Raw genomic sequence first — 16,451 nt, 5'->3', positions numbered from 1 at the left:
GCCGTGAATGTGGGGATAAATGTCATACAACTCTCCTTAGTTTTGCTCTGTAGCCTTTATCAACGTATCCAATTCGGTTATTCGCCGAATACTTTGATGGGATGTTTACGTAAAAGTCGGGTTTTTTCGTATCTCGTAGTGAAATAAACTCCTATTAATACGAATATCGCTGCATATTATTAAGAGTTTTTAGTCTCTTCGTTGCGTATAACTATGTGAATAGTAGTTCTGTTAAGTTCCATCTTTTTTAATATGTTTATATTCATTAACTTGTGAGTTATATTTTTTATCTTCTACATTAACAACCCCTCAATTAATAAAAATTTTTTTATTTTGATAGAACTTATTTGACACTCTTTGTTAAAAAAATAGAATAAATTACGGAATAATATTAGCTATAAATCAATACAGGAATGGCGAAGACATAAAAAAACATAACTTATTGATAAGTAATATTTTTTAATCATTAAATAATGAAAAATATTATTTAATTTATAAAAAAAAATTTATAACCATTAATAACTGGGCAAAAATAAAATAAATACTCAAAAAATTAAGAAAAGGTTTTTTTAGTGTTTTTCAATTACTTTTCACTTCAAATCTTTCTTATGGTTTATCTTTTTCATCGTCAAAAATCAGGAAAAAGTGTATTAAAAGCAATCAGAAAAATAGTCAGCACATACGATGTAATCTTAATATGCATTTGATTTACTATTGTTGAGTAGGGAGTTTGAAGTCGTCATTGCGCCCGAAGATACGGCATATGATTGATGAAGGGGTGTGCAGAAGAATAGAAGCGTTATAGATAGAGAAGAGGCACCGAGTGCCCCTTGTTTTTATGGTTTACTTTAGTGTATCCAGCGAAAGGCAATCATCTGAAACACACTCATCACTCTGCAGCGTTTATCGCACGTTGTTGCTTAAATACTCTTTTCGGCATTTTAGTCAACATAATGCCAAACAGTAACGGCAACATAAGGATAAGTGATTGCTCTGACAGCATCTCGCCATTGATAAAAGCAGATATTAGCAAGGCCACTACAGGGAAAATGAGAAAACAAATTGATGCCTGAAACGGCGTAGATACCTGACCCAGTTTGAAATACGCCACTATTCCGCCAACACTGGCAGCAAAACCCAGATACACGACGGCGGACAGTGAGTTCCAGCTAATAGCCTCGACGACGACGTTTTCTGTCATTGCAGAGACCGCAAACAAAAACATGGAAGCAAGAAAGCATGGGACCGCGTTATAAGTGAGAACCTGCACCTCTTTACAATGCTTTTGCACCAACACATACATTACAGCATGAATAAGCACAGCAAGGCCCAACGAGACAGTACCCGTGAGATAATCGTCTCCCCCCATTTGCATTTCATTACCGATGATCAAACACAGGCTGACCACCGCCGTCAGTAAACCAAATATTTGATGTTTTGCCAAACGGAGACCCAGAAACAGGCCAGACATTAGCATCACGGCAACAGGCATATTGGCAAAAATGATGGATGCTAAACCAGAAGATATGTATTGCTCACCGTAAATCATGAGTGTGAAAGGGATAGCAAAGTACATAAGGGCAACAATGACTACCCAGCCTCGCTTTTCCTTGGGAAACATTAATGGCTGGTTGAGGGCTTTCGCCAATGCGAAAAGAACGGGCGCGGCAAGAAAAAAACGTAACGCAGTGGCAAAAATGGGCGGGATAGTGTGTACCGCGACCTCCATTGCAAACCAGGTCGTTCCCCAAATCAAACAAACAGATAGAAAAAGTAAAACGGTAAAAGACTTCGAATTCATGATGGCTACTCAGTTTTTATATTTTTAAATCAGAGGGTTGCAAACCTCATTGACGGGAGTCAGTGTAAAGAGATAGCCAGAGAATTGTTTTTCTATTTTTCCTTAATTTTGCCTTTTTGTATGATATTTTTCTACTGAAAATAATTTTTAAGGAAAAATATTATTATCTTTCTCAAAAACGAAATGATGACTTCTATTATGGTCCCAAAAATCGATTAATCAGGCGAGCTTGCGTATTCAACTGACAAAACACATTTTCATCGATTGATGATGCTTTCGTCAGCATTCCGGTGTCGCGACATTTTAATCTTCATTTTCGTCTCTGATAAGTGAGCATACTTGCTGCACCAAGAGGCTATCGAAAACTATGGATCGATAAAAGTGCGTTGACAGGCGTGAATCAGACCGAGTAATCGCGATAAAGAATCTGTAGAGGATATGACTAAGATAAACGTTAAATATTTAGGGCTATTGCTAGTGTATTCGATCAACGCATTGTGTGTTCGTTACATTTACAAATCAGAATAATGAAGCTCAAAACATCTTGCTACATATGTACTCGTCTGATTTAAGCCCCACCCGGTAACAGTTGGGCTATTCAAATACCTAAACGGCCTGAGGGTGCAGGATTTATCGAGTTTGACTGACGTCATAATAAAGTGCTCCTTTTTGATGAAACTATCTCCATCAAAAAGGAACAACAAAGAGCGTTGCGTAAGTCAACTCGACCGAAGGGGGCCCCTCAATATGCCCATTTATTCGTTAAATACCGCTGAAATACAATGACTATTCCTATCGACACTTGCGCCTCGAACGGTACATATTGAGGAGGATCTTAATTAAAGTCTTTTCCGGTTGTTGGGGTATATCTACCTATCGACCAAATTACATATAATATCGTCAGTCAACGTTAGGTTATTACTCTTAGTAACCGAACATTTAGTTTGTTTTCCACTCAGGTTAAATTCTTGCTCAACTAGAATCCAACTGTTCTCTGCACCCTCCAGTCTAATCGTATTTTTTATCGGCAGGGTATGGGTAATAGTAACTTCAACATTATGTGTTTGACCCGCCGCTGTTACTGTAGAAAATAAAGTAGTTTTTAGAATGCTTGTCGAAAATGCAAAGTTTTCAAACGTGAGTAAATTTTCAGCTATGTTCTCATTGAAGACAGAAAACTCTCCTGTCGACGTAATTTCAAACGGAAACTTTTTGATAGACACATTTACGAGTCCGTCTGCAAGAATATTTGGATCGTATGACACATTACATGCCTCAATAGCAGTGGCAAAAACAATATTGCCCTCCTGAATTGAGCCTGAGAGTGCTAACTGACCATTATTGTTAAAACAGGGAATGATTTCTGTTCGTTGTGGAGTAATTGACGACCTAGAAGAACTAACGCTTTTAGCAATGGCATTGTCGTCTGCCATTAAGTACTTAGGATCGGCTAAGATTCCTCTTACAATTGTCTCGTTTACATTTTCAGCGTTTGAATTAAACACCGCTAAACTCGAATCAGTAATGGTTGTCAGAGAGGGTTCATCCTTCTGAGGTGTACCACTTTCCTCACCACCACATGCTGTTACCAGCAAAGCCATAGAGAGCATTAACACCATATTTTTCATATAATTATAACCTTCACTCAAAGCAGCATAGTATTTTAAGATTTGGCTTTAGTTATTTATTTAAACTAACTCCATGAATAAATATCTTTGAATAAAAAATATTACTCGGTCAAAGATCGTACAATATGGGTAATGATAAATATATTATTAAATGTGTTTCATTATGTGAGATCCATTCATATATTTCATAAATAAAATATCATCATTATATCTTTAAAAATAAAGACCTTTCATAAATCAAGAATAAAATACATAGTGAAATTAGATAGTTTAAATATTAATTCAAGAGAAGTAGGTAGATATTCACCATTAGGAAAATAAAAAGGTAATAGCTTATAATTATTTTTAGATAAATATCACATTATGCAAGGCGCTCTCACTTAAAGTGATCGTCATAATTATTATATTTATAAAGAAACTATTTAATTACCTGACCTTACAGGTAAATTTATCTATAAAGATGAGAATTATAAAAACTAATATTTATATTATAGATATCAAAAAAAATATATTTATTTTAGATTGATTTTTAAAATCGTAACGATAAGTGATAATACGATGATAATTAAAACCAGTAGAGATGAGAGTATATGTGAGAATGAGTAGTCACACTAAGGCAGCAGTGATAGGTAGGTTCTCTTTTACTGGCTGTTATGAATAAGCCCAAGCCGATAGGGTCTGGGCTCATCGGGTAAAACAAATGACTAATCTAATAGATCACATGCTTCATCATCGGAGATCGTAAGGTTATCACTCTTGCTTACTGAACATGTTGATAGCTCATCATTCGAGTCACCCTCACGCACAATTTCAATCCAACTACTTCCCGCACCCTCTATCCTCAACTGTTCTTTGATAGGATATGTATTGTGAGTGGAAGACATAATTTTATGGGTTTGACCACCTGAAGTAACAGTCGAAGACATGGTAGATTCTTCAGAATTCATAGTAGCTTCTAGATTATCGATAGCAAAAATGGTTTCAGCCCTATTTCTATCAGTTACATCTAAATCTCCGCTGTAATGAAATTTGAAGGACTCCGATTCAACCCGCATACTTAAATTAAATCTACCGTTGGCGATGACATTTGGGTCGTCAGAGACGTTACACTCATTTATCTCAACCGAACCCGTGGCTTGGTTTTCGTCTGCAGAAAAAGTAAGGACCAACTCTCCATTGCCATCGTTACAAGGTATGGACTGAGTTTGCTGACCATTATTTTGTGCGTCTGCTAGACCATTTATATTCTCGTTTGTAAAACCACCTTGTAATCCACTAATAACGCCTTGAAGGAGTTGTCCGGTAACAGATGCGTCTACATCTCCCGTATTTGAATACAGGTTCTCCAAACTGGTGTCAGTCACTGTTGTAAGAGACTTTGTTCCCGGCGAAGAGGCTTTTTTGTTTTCTCCTTCATCACCATCTCCTCCACATGCTGTGACCATTAAAGCCGTAGATATTATTAGCGCTAATTTTTTCATTTTATTAAACCTATAATTATAAAATAAATCTAAAAAAGTTAAATTTCGATATATTTAAAAATAAGGTTATTGCTTATTATATTTAATAAACCAACCGAGATAGGCTAAATATCGTACAATAAATGAAGTTAGAATAACATTAGGATATGAGTGATTTTATGTGATATGCCTCGATATAAAATATTCATATCGGCAACTAAAAATTTATACTTTTTTAATTTTTCATTAAAAAATTATGATTCATTTAGTGATGAGAGATAAATAGTTCTTTCATCCTATTTTTTCTCATTATTCGGTACAACTATAGCGATAGTCACCCGCTACTCTTTAGTATAAATTAATAATAAATCATCAATATTTATAATAAGAATACCTAATCCATAACCGGGGGAATTTATCTCCCAACCGTCACCTCCACCAATGGTTACTAGCACATTTTTTCCATCTGGAGAAAAAACGGGTTCATGAAGATAAAGGTCATGTATATTTTTTTCATTTCCCCTGAAGAAAGAGAACCGTGATAGGTCTTCATTGTTAAAATCATAAAGGTAAAGTTCAACATTTGTTGGTCCAATAAACCGGGATGCGTCTTGCTGGACTTCAACAAATGAGCGTTGATAATCAGGAGAAGCTCCCTCCCACTCTTGGTAACCTTCTCCAATACGAATATGCTCGATGACCTGTTTTTTAAAGTTATACAAATACGTATTAGCTGCTCCATTTGACGTTGGACCGTAGGCACTAAAAGTCACTTTCTCATCATTCTCACCGAGAAAATTCTGAGGTTCTAAAAATATTAAGCCAATATCGTATTTAGATACGATTTCTCGCGCATTTTTAATGATGCTATTTTGACGTTGATAGATAAAGTCGCCAACCCATAAACGGGAAGGAGCAGTTAGGTAGTTCCAGCCAGACGCAATGAGGTTACTGCCAAAAAATGGAGTTTGTGTATCCGACCACACCATTTTGTTGGACTCTTTAGATAATGCCAGCCCTTCCCACGCATTTACTTTTTGCCGCTTTCCATCTTCGTCTTCAAGCATAAGAAGATACGGTGCTTTATCGAAAGGTGCCTCAAAGACCCAGATATTCCCTGTAAACTGCCCAGTATCATATATAGTAAGAGGATCTTTGGGTGGTATTGGTCCAGATTCTGGACGACTAAAAGTAAATGCCCACCGGGTAATTTATGGGCTCGCGTAAACCCGGCATGAGCAAATGACTCAGTCAGGTTTATGACTTTGTTTTTTATCATATCCATTAGATATACATCGCCAATTTGATTACTTAAAAATACAAATTGATGGTTGTTTATCCATTCAGGTTTTGTTCCCCAATTTGTTAATATAGTAAATGGCTCTATAAAAATCTTAATAGAGCAAATATCTACTTTACCCGTTTTATAGTGACTAGTAAGATTATAATCGGCATCACAATGATGTTTAACAGTATTAATTTTAATCTCTTCCGCTAGCGATTTTGAAACAAAAAAATCAGGGATAAAATATAAAGACACTGTTAATAATATAAATTTATTTAGCATTGTAGATACTCTTAACATATTAAAAATACCATTAATAAAAACATTGGTGAATAAGGTTTAATCTCTTACTGTATTTAAAAAAATCGTCAATATATAAGACATAGGTATAATGTTAACCACAATAAAAACAGTTATAAAAGACAAATCTAATATTAATGTTGTGAAATAGCTTTTATTGTGTACTTAATCATCAACGAATAAGAACAAATGTAATTAGTTTTATATGTGAGAGATTTATATGCGTGTGGTTGAATTAATGACTCAATAACTTAAACATGCAGGACTCAACGCGTTTGACAGGCGTTACGGTCACTTCATACCTATATTTGTACCTTTACCTCCACAGACGTAGCGCACTATGTAAAAAGGGCACGCCATATCAGCAATACCCTTTTTGAATTCGTCATACGCCATGAGCTATGCACTGGGCTCTTCAATCAAGTCGCCAGTAAGGTGAATCGATGACTCTCGCTCCAATATATCTAAAAACCGATTGAACAAGGCTATTTCATCTGCATCGATCCATTGCGCGACGATATCTACCTTGGTATTCACCCTTAGCCTGCCATCGTTCAACTTTTCGGTTTTTCTGATCAAAGAACCAAAACGATACTGAAAGAAAAGCGACGGGGGTGTAGTTTTCAGCTTCCACAGATTATTGAGGTCATATTCATAATCTGACTCCAATTTTATTCCTGAAAAATATTCGCCATAGTCAGTATTCTGCAGACGCATGTCCCCCAGCTCTTTTTTAATCCAGGCGTCACCCTCTGTGTAGTTCAGTGGCTGACTCACATCTAAAAAAGCGGGTAACGTGTTTTCAGAGGAGATCTCCAAGTCAAATGACATTTCATCTACACCTGTCCATGAAAAGTCTGGCTCTGACAAATCGGTGACCGTATCTTTGTACTCTTCAGTCAGGAAACTCTGCTTGCCCTCGTCATTCTTGGACATCAAATATTTTCGATAATAAGAGGCGTACTCACCAAAATACTCTCGCGTTTGCTTCTCGTACTGACCACCCTTTTCATCAAATTTGTTCTTGGTTTTATTGCTCATTTGCCATCGATAGACACTCGTTGGCAGGCGATGAGGAATATAGTCAGGGTTGACCGGTAAGCTGACCTTCCCTTGTATCCAGTTTGGGGTGACTTGCCAATTGGTCGCAGTATCAGTGGGGTCAAGACAGTATTCCTGTTCACCGAGCGTGAAGCAGACCACAATATGGTCAAAGGCGGTCATAGAGGGTAATAACAGACCCGATGGATAAGCCCGCTGGGTAGCAACCAAACGAAGCTCTCCTTTGATTCCTATTTTATCCAGCATCGCTTTTAGGAGCGTGGATTTATCTTTGCAATCTCCATAACGATTTTTAATGGTGTCGTGGATAGCATGGGGGGTGACCGCATGACCCGTCTCAGACATTGACACATACCGAATATCTCGTGCGACAAAATCTAATAATTTGCTAATTTTGTCGCTCTTTTCAGGAGTGTGATCGGTAAGAGAAGAGACTAAATCGTCAAGCCCTTTGGTATCTTCCATTGCTTTTTGCATGAACGTGGCGGTACGGCTAGAGACCTCGTCCCAGCTATCAAGACCACCAAGTGCTATGTGGTAAATATGATCTCTCCACATTATCTGTTCATCGCCACTAAAAGCAGAAATAGACTGCCCTTTGCATTCTAAGGTGCGGGCGCGTTCTTCACACTTAACCCCGGAGCCACGTTGCTTCCAACGCATAACCGTGTTGCCATGCCAGTTTGCACGTAGAGAAAAGTTTTCAATCTCGTAATTATTTTCTGTCCAGATATTTGTCGCCCAGTCCATTTCCTGAGCATTTCTATCAGTGATGAGCTTGTACTTGATGATAGAGAGCCCACCCTCCTCAAGGGCAGGCAAAGGCATGACCAATTCTTGTCCATCCGTGAAGGTGTTGTAGGTATCTGTATCTCTTAATCTCGCTTTTTGGGGATCAAAGGTTGTGAATGTGCCCGATGGGCTGACAGATACCGCAGATAAAACGGAAACTCTCTGCGTATTACGGTTGAAATAGATGCTCTGACTGCCATAGTTTTCGATGTCAGTAAACTTGGGGTAATAGTTAATCAAAGTAACAATACGGGATACCTGATCGTCGTAAACATCAAAGCTGTACTGCCGTAAAACCTGCCTCATTTCCGCTGGCTTATCACTTTGTGTCAGGTATTGACTTACCCGTGCTTTGTCAGCGTTATCTATAGCAAGTTGCCAATCAACGCGCTCTGTCTTGCTGGCGAATGTGTTAGTGGCGAACAGATTGGTGGCGATAAAAACCGCACCGAGCAGAGAGTGAGTGATTGCTTTCATTGTATCTGGAACTCCCTGACCATAGTCGACATGATTGTTTCGATATCATCAATGATATGGCGCTCAGCCTCTGCCTGAATGATCAGCTCCACCATGTGTTTTTCGTTTTGGATAGCACTGATATAAGTCAGCTCTTTTGAGAGTGGCGATGAGCCTTTGCAAATAATATCTGCTCGGACAGAGAGTGTGGTTGGAACAAATTTTCTGGTTTCTTTACAACTCGCTTTTGTCATGCTTTCGAGATAGCTCGATTGTCGAAAACGGGTTTGCTCGTTGAGGCTTGTGCCCTTCTCATGCAGGAAAACCATCGCAGACGCTTCGTACTGCGCATGGAGAAACTCCGCATCACTGCTTCCATCAGAGATGTATCCTTTATCTACACGCACCCAGCCGTCACCCGCTAACTCCAAACTGTAGTGATCCTTTTGTCGATAGACATCGCCATTTTTGAAAGACTCAACACCTCCCCACACTTTACTCTGATGGTAGAGGTTTGACCCCACGACGAAGAAGAGTAATCCTCCCAAAACAATCACCATCACCCACTGAAGCAAGGTATAAGCTATTTTACTGCTTACAAACTCGGCATTCGGCAAATGACGCTTTAAATTACCAAATTGATGAATGATTGAAACAAAACCGAGAATCCAAATTGGATACAGACTGGCATCGAGCCAACTGAACATACCTGAATGACTGGCATAAAGGTTAAATATGCTGCACGCCGTACAGAGAATCGCCGCTGCGTAGCAGACACCGTAATTGACAGCCTTGATCTGATATTTGTTTTCTGCCGCACGAAACCCGTTGAAAAGATGATAAAAAGCAATGGGTTGAAGTAACGTCAGCAGAGGTAAGAAAAGCCATAAAATAGGTTGATACCGCTTTCCATTTATTTTGTTTAGCTCTTTGGCGGTTTGGTAAGAGCGAAAGGATGAAAACAGAACAATGCCGGAAAATTGAAGTAGAAACTCCCAAACAAAGCGTTTGGGCGATGAAAGTAACACATTTTCAGGCTGTATATCGTCAGGTTGCTGTATGCTCTCCTGTTCGTCTCCTTGCGGTCTATCTATCGTCTCGAGCATTAAGTTTCCCTAACGTGAAATTAAAAGCCAGTAGCAATGCAGGCATGCTATGAAACACCGACCTTATCAAAGGATGTTTCACTCCATTGGCCTTGTATGTATGGCTTTAGAGCCTTATCACAATCACGAAGGAGGAATAAGATAGTGTCTGCGTCAGATGACGAAAAATTGAAGTGTGTAACCTCAAGGTACGAAGTGACAAGTATGGTTGTAGAGCACTAAATAAAACCGCACGTTTCAAAAGGGATGGAGGATTAATTTCAGATTTTGCGATATCTGAGAAAGATTGTCCTCCCGTGGAAGTTTATCGACGGCGGCAGATCAATACCGTCCTGAGTGCTCCCATTATAGAGAAATAGCCATATCGCAAGCTCTCGATCAACATCTTCCATTTCTGGGCCCACTAAAGAATCCCAGAACTTAGCCACAGGCACACATCCCCGAATCCCCTCTTCTGGTATTGGGTTCGGATAAGTTGCCTCAAAAATCATGGTAAAACGCCCCAAAGAGCGAACATCCGGCACTTCTCTAGCGTAGACAATACGTTACTCTCCGCAGTTTTTACCGTTACTGTCAGCGAGGTCGAATCGGTTAAAAATCGCAACTGGCTTCACTTCATCTATGGATAAAGCACGAAACGGAGACAGCAGAAATCGTCAAGAAAAAGGCAGGTAAGACTACCTTACCTACCTAGTGAAAGCTCTCTGGCGTCGGCAGCGACATTCGCCACAAACACCGCCATGCTCATTTGTTCTTTCGTTCAATCTGAATATTCAGTTTGTACTTCAACATTTCAATGACCTGACCAGTTTTTGCCGATTTGGCAATGACATCGATAGTCGCATCATCCCCCTCTGCCAATCGATAGGTACCACTGGGCAGATGCTTGTTGTCATTTCGTCGAAATATCAGCAAAAACTGAGCTTTGCCATTCAATGGATTTTTCACCGACAAATCCATTGGTTTTTGTTTGAGAGAGTTAATGGTATGAATTAGCTTGGCACCACGTAGGATCATTCTATGCCTCTTACCATCCTGATCAACGACGGGCAACCTTAACCCCTTCCACTTTCTGGTCGGTTTTGATTTCCCCAGCTGAATGTCTGGATCTTCTATATTGAACACAACCTGATCATTACCCATGGGGGAAATGAATTCTGAATCAACCACGACCTTTTTCTGTTCCTTCTTTACTGTCATGACTGGAAGTGGCGGATCACAAATAAAGTCTTCCAAAATTTGGACTCTTCGCGGTAGGAAAGTTCCCAATAACGCCTCAGATAAATCTCCCTGTTCATTAACATGGACAAATCCCAGGCTTTTAGGCCATACAAACTGCTTGAATACTCTCTTTTCATTTGAGAGCTCATGACATCCAGCACAAGTCTGGGTGTTGAGTCGTTCAAGAATCAATGCAGGATCGTCCGTTGTTGACCCTAAACCATTAATTTTTGATCGAATTCTTTCGCGGAATGCATTCGACACAACTTTCGTCGCATCGCTACTAGCGTTAACTGCAGACTGAACATTATTGAATTTGTCTTCAACGAAGATTTCGAGACTGTTTAAGATATCAATTTCATTGACAAGACCGTCGAACTCGGGGTTGGACAATGCTCTGACACCTTTGTTGATAAAATCGTCGCGAAACTCTTTTGCTATCAATTGTTGATCAGTGGTCATCCCATTATCGTTTGCTTCGTTAAGATATTGAATGACTGGGTTAGTCTTCACCGACACCGGACTAAAAATGATATCAAGGTTGTCATCCATTCCCGTTCTGAATTCTCTGAGTTGCCAGTCTTCTTGAACAAACATATTGACTCTAATTTGCCCCATATCCCCCTGATAATGATGGAAGTTTATCGCCGGCGGCAGATCAATACCGTCCTGAGTGATCCCTTGATAGAGAAACTGCCATATCGACCATTCTCGATGCAAGTCTACTATTCCTGGGCGCGTTAAAGAATCCCAGAACTTAGCCACAGGCAAACATCCCCGACTTCCCTCTTCTGGTATTGGGTTCGGATAAGTTGCCTCAAAAATCATGGTGAAACGACCCAAAGAGCGATTATCCGGCACCGGCACATCTCTGGCGTAGACAATACGGTACTCTCCGCAGTTTTTACCGTTACTGTCAGCGAGGTCAAATCGGTTAAAAATCGCAACTGGCTTCATTTCATCTATGAATAAATCTGGATTCAAACTAGCTTCTGCATCACGACGCTCTTTATCCAATAGCATGCCATGGTGTTCTTGCTCACTCTCCAGAAATGAAGACAACATAGATTTTACGACTGTATCTACCGGCGTTTGCGGACCAGGAGGAGCACTGTTGATGATATGTTGAATCGTTTTGTGCAAACTGAAGTTATTATCCATCCTCAGAAAATGTTGATTATTAAAAACAAGGGCAGGGTTTGGTTGGGTATTTCCATGAGTACCTCTCCAAGTCGTTATATTAGCGTTACACTGTTCTCCAGCTCGATTCATTTTCAGCTTTGGATTGCTGAAAAACTTGCTAGACAAAGAATTGGGTTTGCTATTACTCGCACTGACCTGATTGGTCGACATTAACGTTGTGGTGAATAACAATATGGAAAAGGTAGAAAAGATAAGTTTATATACTTTTCTGGATGTTAAATTCCTTTTTTTACTGATAATGATACGCATAAATTCCTCACATTATTACATGTTATTTTTTCTAATTTTTCATGAGGAAGCTGGTAAGGTTTCTGCGCTAATTATGCCTAGATATTCATTTATAATTACTTTTACAGTATATTTTATCTATCAATATATTTAGTCTAATAATATTGAACATAATCGCTTTTTTTCTAGACATACCACTGCCTGAGAAATACTAATTTCTTCCTCTTTAATTCAATACAGTTCAGATAGTCACTACGAAAGGGCTTTACCTAAAGACAAACCTTTAGGAGAGGTCCCATGACACAGCAAGTTGAAAGCTCAGATGAGCCTTATCTATCATGCCTATATTTTTTAACTTTGTGGTATGAATATCTTTAACTTTTTATATTGATTCTTATTGATGGTTATTAATTTGGTCTAACAATAAAATTCGCCTATAAAAAAATATACATATGCTGTGGAAATATATCTGTTTCATTTTTGAAAACAAACAAAATAACAAATAAAAACGCAAAGATAATGATTATATCTTTAACATTAAAATCAATATTTTATCTTTGTTAAAACCAATATTAAAAAGCGATAAAAGTCTAAAAATCAAACTAACTTAAAAAATTATTTGTTTGAAAAAATCGGGAGATGGTGTGTAGGTATTGAGATTTCTTACTAGCTTAGTCTTATAAAAAAAATGAAAAAAATGAAAAAAACAGGTAAATTTACTCTGACGTAGCGATTTTAAAAGTGCTACCGCGCCTTTTTCACAAAGAGTTTTTCTAGTCTGTGATCAATACACATAGTGAGTATTTATATTTTTATTTGTTTCTTCGTTTTCTCAGCTCACTCGGACTTCGGCCTGTTTGCTGTTTTATGAAGCGGGAAAAACTGGCTTCAGTAGAAAAATGGAGAGCGTCTGCGATAGTAGATATTGTGTTTTTGGGCTCAAGTAATAATTTCCGGGCATGCTGTACCCGACATGCGTTATATATGTTTTTAAAATTATTTCCCTCTTCATGTAATCTGCGGCTAAGTGTTCGCTTTGATAGATATATTTCTTCACACACTGTTTCCAACGAAGACGTCATTGATTTTTCGAGTCTGGCGTAGATGATTTTTCTTACAGTAATAGTCAGTGGTTGGCTGTGATCTATTTCTTGCTGTTTTTCTTCAAGGATGGCTGACAGCATTTTTTGCGTAGTGATATTGCCAGTAATTATCTCTGAATCGACGGCGGAAATAGAAATTGAGTAGCGATAGTCACGGCACTTAGTATTGATTTCTATACCGGGAAAAAGCTCCGGTAGTATTGTCAGGTTCAGTTGCTCATGGGTGAACTCAATACAGATGCAGGAATGTTCAAGGTGGGTAAATTTTCCTAAAGAACAAAAGCTATAGAGAGCAGTCTCAGCAAGTAATTCAATTTGTTCTCCCAAATCAGTAACGGGTATAAGTGTTATCGATATTCTATCGTCTGATTGCTGTGTTGATAAATGGAAAACAGGCATAACCTGACTGAAAAAACGGATAACAATTTCAATGGCTTCACGAACAGTGGCAGATGTCATCGCTGCCAAACCCAGATAGCCATGCATGCTCAATGGAAAACTATTTATGAGGTAGCGCTGATTCTCCTGACTGATACGGATAAATGACTGAAGTTTGGTAAGCAGAAGCTCCATGTTGCTACCGTCTATCTTGGCATCAGGCTCTTCTATTACTGACTCATCAAGACCAAACTCCGACCTGAGTAATTCCCCAAAGTCGTCTCCATTTACATCGCAAACCACTTTGAGCAGCTGTAAATAACTTGCGGAAAAATATAACGCATCAAACGGCGTCAATTGCGAAGTGTCATTCATCATTCTAGCGAGTTACGCCTCCTACTTTGGCAAGTTAGGCTAAGTATTGGCAGGGATCGCTATGTTAGCAACCACACTATTTATATATGCTTTTTTAATCATAACAATATCAGGAAAGCCATATGAGAATTCAAAATACCGATCTGTTTTTCAATGTTGTGAAACTCAGAACACGTATGACACGTTTTTCTCTCCCCACATTACTATGGCTGGGCGCAGCGTTTATTCTTATTGTGTATGGGCTTTTAGCTTTTAATGCCGGAACCAAGTTATCGCCTGTCATAAGCTCGAGTACCGAAGGGGCTTCGGCAATTGAACGTGTTATTGAAGAGGCTGAATATGGGCCGCTTATTAAGAGCCCGGAATACATTGAACAATACCTCCCTTCTTGGCTGGATCTTGTCGCGGAGCTCGGTTCTCACCAATATGCTTATGGCCGGGATAGCCTCATGAGTACTGAGAAACATTACCACGCAATGCCAAAAACTGAGCGATATGTGCTGAGCACCCATATGATGCTCGGTTTAGTGATCATGGCTGCGGGCGTATTCCAGTTTATCCCTGCTTTTCGCCGTCAGTTTCGACTGGCACATAGATTACTTGGCGTGCTTTACGTAGGCGCAGCAATGGCTTCTATGAGCATGAGCAGTTATTACCTTTTCGTTACTAAGATATCAGATGTGTATAGCACTTGGTTTTTTTACTGGGGCTTATGGATATTAGTTGTTGTGTCAGTTTCGGGTATGACTATTGCGGGTTATTCCATTTTGAAACGAGACATTACCCGTCATATGGGCTGGCAAGCCATTGCATTTGGCGCTTTTCTTACTGCACCAATACAACGTTTTTTATGGATAGGTTTAGGGCCCATTTCCGGAGAGTCTTCCTTCAACGAAATGAATATCGCCGTTAACATTTCTTTGTTAGCTATCGCAAGCTTATGTGGATACTTGATTTTTGTAGCCAATCGCGCTGCCAGCCCATTAAAAAGATCCAAGGTGCAAACTGCAGCAGACAACGCCGCTACTCCTCCGCTTCAAACCGCAGTCAAACTAACAGCGGGTTCGATGCTCCTCTTCATGGCCTATTTTTATTTTGTTTCAGGAGGATTTCTATCTTCACCTACTATCATGCAGTTGATGCCTGTCAGTGCTGCCAGCATGCATGACACAATTATGGCTCCATTAAGTACATCTCTTCTTGTTATTGCTGCTGCTGTTATTGTTTCTCTCGGTGTAAAACTCCTACTCTCTTCATCTGAACATTTTGAGAAAAACCACTTTTTAGTAAAACCAATCTTTGTTGCAGCGCTAGTTGCCGGACTGATCCTGTGCAACTGGGGCTATCAATTGGGCTTACCCACGCATGAAAAGGTAGTTGCTGGTGCCTATTACATGACGACGGGGTTGTTCACATTGGCATTTGCTCTCTACCTTGGTGTTAGTTATCTCAAAGCAAATATTGGTCTTGTTCGGGAGAGCCTGTTTTTTGTCATTTTGCTGGCGGTATCTCCAGCCCTTCAGTTCATAGCGCTATTCATCACATCTTGGATGGCTTTTGTTCCTGATCCTTATCGGCTTGAGGGGCATGGCTATCAATTGGCTGCTGCTTTTGCACTCGCTACTCCCATACTTATTCCCTTTTTGGTCGCCATCTACTCTCGGTATACCAATCGATTCAGCATTCATTAATTGGACAAAGTTGAAAATTCAATAATTACCGGCGGGCTGGTACATCATGCATAGATGTCTCTCTCCCGCAGGTGTTGATTCATGGGGGTGTGCTTTCTCTTTGAGAGCCCTATTTATAGAGCCTTGGACGTCTCACCTCTCCCTCGAAAAGCCAGTCTTTTTTACGTTTACCATCTTTTGCCACCAGCCTTTGATGACACAAAAATTAACAAAACCTATGAAATGTTATGTTATAACATACTGACATCTATTATGCTGTTTGGATACGGGGCAAGAGTTACTGATGCTTGCCTGCTTTCGGCAAATGACATTTTCCGACAAACAACGATGTTGCTCCAATCCTGCCGCCATGGATGGAAGGC

The 16,451-nt window shown here is 39.4% G+C and carries 12 protein-coding genes; 2 read left to right on the top strand and 10 right to left on the bottom strand.

Annotated elements, in window-relative coordinates:
• Window positions 1–889: 889 nt before the first annotated feature.
• From A8L45_RS21350 to A8L45_RS21310, 9 genes are all read right to left on the bottom strand, one after another.
• Complete coding sequence (locus tag A8L45_RS21350; protein ID WP_068905381.1) at window positions 890–1,801, bottom strand: DMT family transporter; 912 nt, start codon at window positions 1,799–1,801, stop codon at window positions 890–892.
• Between the two features lie 869 nt (window positions 1,802–2,670).
• On the bottom strand, window positions 2,671–3,429 hold the full coding sequence (locus A8L45_RS21345) for a hypothetical protein (RefSeq protein ID WP_068905380.1): 759 nt from the start codon (window positions 3,427–3,429) through the stop codon (window positions 2,671–2,673).
• 704 nt (window positions 3,430–4,133) lie between these two features.
• Window positions 4,134–4,910, bottom strand: coding sequence for a hypothetical protein (locus A8L45_RS21340; RefSeq protein ID WP_068905379.1), 777 nt, complete (start codon window positions 4,908–4,910; stop codon window positions 4,134–4,136).
• A gap of 320 nt (window positions 4,911–5,230) precedes the next feature.
• The gene (locus A8L45_RS21335) at window positions 5,231–5,956 is read right to left on the bottom strand and encodes a hypothetical protein (protein ID WP_068905378.1); all 726 of its coding nucleotides are present in this window, start codon (window positions 5,954–5,956) and stop codon (window positions 5,231–5,233) included.
• Window positions 5,920–6,474, bottom strand: coding sequence for a hypothetical protein (locus A8L45_RS21330; RefSeq protein WP_139122445.1), 555 nt, complete (start codon window positions 6,472–6,474; stop codon window positions 5,920–5,922). The genes A8L45_RS21335 and A8L45_RS21330 overlap by 37 nt, the downstream gene beginning before the upstream one ends.
• 399 nt (window positions 6,475–6,873) lie before the next feature.
• Window positions 6,874–8,805: a DUF3857 domain-containing protein gene (locus tag A8L45_RS21325; protein WP_083228469.1), complete on the bottom strand. Its 1,932-nt coding sequence runs from the start codon at window positions 8,803–8,805 to the stop codon at window positions 6,874–6,876.
• The gene (locus tag A8L45_RS21320) at window positions 8,802–9,890 is read right to left on the bottom strand and encodes a hypothetical protein (RefSeq protein ID WP_068905376.1); all 1,089 of its coding nucleotides are present in this window, start codon (window positions 9,888–9,890) and stop codon (window positions 8,802–8,804) included. Before A8L45_RS21320 ends, A8L45_RS21325 begins: the two co-directional genes overlap by 4 nt.
• Before the next feature lie 260 nt (window positions 9,891–10,150).
• Entirely contained in the window at window positions 10,151–10,381 is a 231-nt protein-coding gene (locus A8L45_RS21315; RefSeq protein ID WP_068905375.1) for a hypothetical protein, read from the bottom strand.
• Window positions 10,382–10,634: 253 nt separating this feature from the next.
• Window positions 10,635–12,272 (bottom strand): hypothetical protein, encoded by a 1,638-nt coding sequence (locus A8L45_RS21310; protein WP_175402050.1) that lies wholly within the window; start codon window positions 12,270–12,272, stop codon window positions 10,635–10,637.
• A 54-nt stretch (window positions 12,273–12,326) separates the two neighbouring features.
• Between A8L45_RS21310 and A8L45_RS24725 the strand changes: the two genes are divergently transcribed.
• Entirely contained in the window at window positions 12,327–12,467 is a 141-nt protein-coding gene (locus tag A8L45_RS24725) for a hypothetical protein (RefSeq protein ID WP_175402049.1), read from the top strand.
• An 887-nt stretch (window positions 12,468–13,354) separates the two neighbouring features.
• Here the strand turns inward: A8L45_RS24725 and A8L45_RS21305 are convergent.
• Window positions 13,355–14,401, bottom strand: coding sequence for a helix-turn-helix transcriptional regulator (locus tag A8L45_RS21305; protein ID WP_068905373.1), 1,047 nt, complete (start codon window positions 14,399–14,401; stop codon window positions 13,355–13,357).
• 119 nt (window positions 14,402–14,520) lie between these two features.
• On the opposite strand from A8L45_RS21305, the gene A8L45_RS21300 reads away from it, so the two are divergent.
• On the top strand, window positions 14,521–16,089 hold the full coding sequence (locus A8L45_RS21300; protein WP_068905372.1) for a DUF2306 domain-containing protein: 1,569 nt from the start codon (window positions 14,521–14,523) through the stop codon (window positions 16,087–16,089).
• The last annotated feature ends 362 nt before the right edge of the window (window positions 16,090–16,451 follow it).

The sequence above is a fragment of the Veronia pacifica genome (assembly GCF_001707825.1).
Classification (GTDB): domain Bacteria; phylum Pseudomonadota; class Gammaproteobacteria; order Enterobacterales; family Vibrionaceae; genus Veronia; species Veronia pacifica.
The sequence above is the reverse complement of the archived record's forward strand: the minus strand, read 5'-3'. Positions and strand labels throughout refer to the sequence as shown.

Excerpts from the sequence above, each read along its gene's own strand:
- A8L45_RS21330 (WP_139122445.1), bottom strand. The coding sequence starts at position 6,474 with ATGTTAAGAGTATCTACAATGCTAAATAAATTTATATTATTAACAGTG.
- A8L45_RS21325 (WP_083228469.1), bottom strand. The coding sequence starts at position 8,805 with ATGAAAGCAATCACTCACTCTCTGCTCGGTGCGGTTTTTATCGCCACC.
- A8L45_RS21315 (WP_068905375.1), bottom strand. The coding sequence starts at position 10,381 with ATGATTTTTGAGGCAACTTATCCGAACCCAATACCAGAAGAGGGGATT.
- A8L45_RS21350 (WP_068905381.1), bottom strand. The coding sequence starts at position 1,801 with ATGAATTCGAAGTCTTTTACCGTTTTACTTTTTCTATCTGTTTGTTTG.
- A8L45_RS21300 (WP_068905372.1), top strand. The coding sequence starts at position 14,521 with ATGAGAATTCAAAATACCGATCTGTTTTTCAATGTTGTGAAACTCAGA.
- A8L45_RS24725 (WP_175402049.1), top strand. The coding sequence starts at position 12,327 with ATGAGTACCTCTCCAAGTCGTTATATTAGCGTTACACTGTTCTCCAGC.
- A8L45_RS21310 (WP_175402050.1), bottom strand. The coding sequence starts at position 12,272 with ATGGATAATAACTTCAGTTTGCACAAAACGATTCAACATATCATCAAC.
- A8L45_RS21340 (WP_068905379.1), bottom strand. The coding sequence starts at position 4,910 with ATGAAAAAATTAGCGCTAATAATATCTACGGCTTTAATGGTCACAGCA.
- A8L45_RS21305 (WP_068905373.1), bottom strand. The coding sequence starts at position 14,401 with ATGATGAATGACACTTCGCAATTGACGCCGTTTGATGCGTTATATTTT.
- A8L45_RS21335 (WP_068905378.1), bottom strand. The coding sequence starts at position 5,956 with ATGCTTGAAGACGAAGATGGAAAGCGGCAAAAAGTAAATGCGTGGGAA.
- A8L45_RS21345 (WP_068905380.1), bottom strand. The coding sequence starts at position 3,429 with ATGAAAAATATGGTGTTAATGCTCTCTATGGCTTTGCTGGTAACAGCA.
- A8L45_RS21320 (WP_068905376.1), bottom strand. The coding sequence starts at position 9,890 with ATGCTCGAGACGATAGATAGACCGCAAGGAGACGAACAGGAGAGCATA.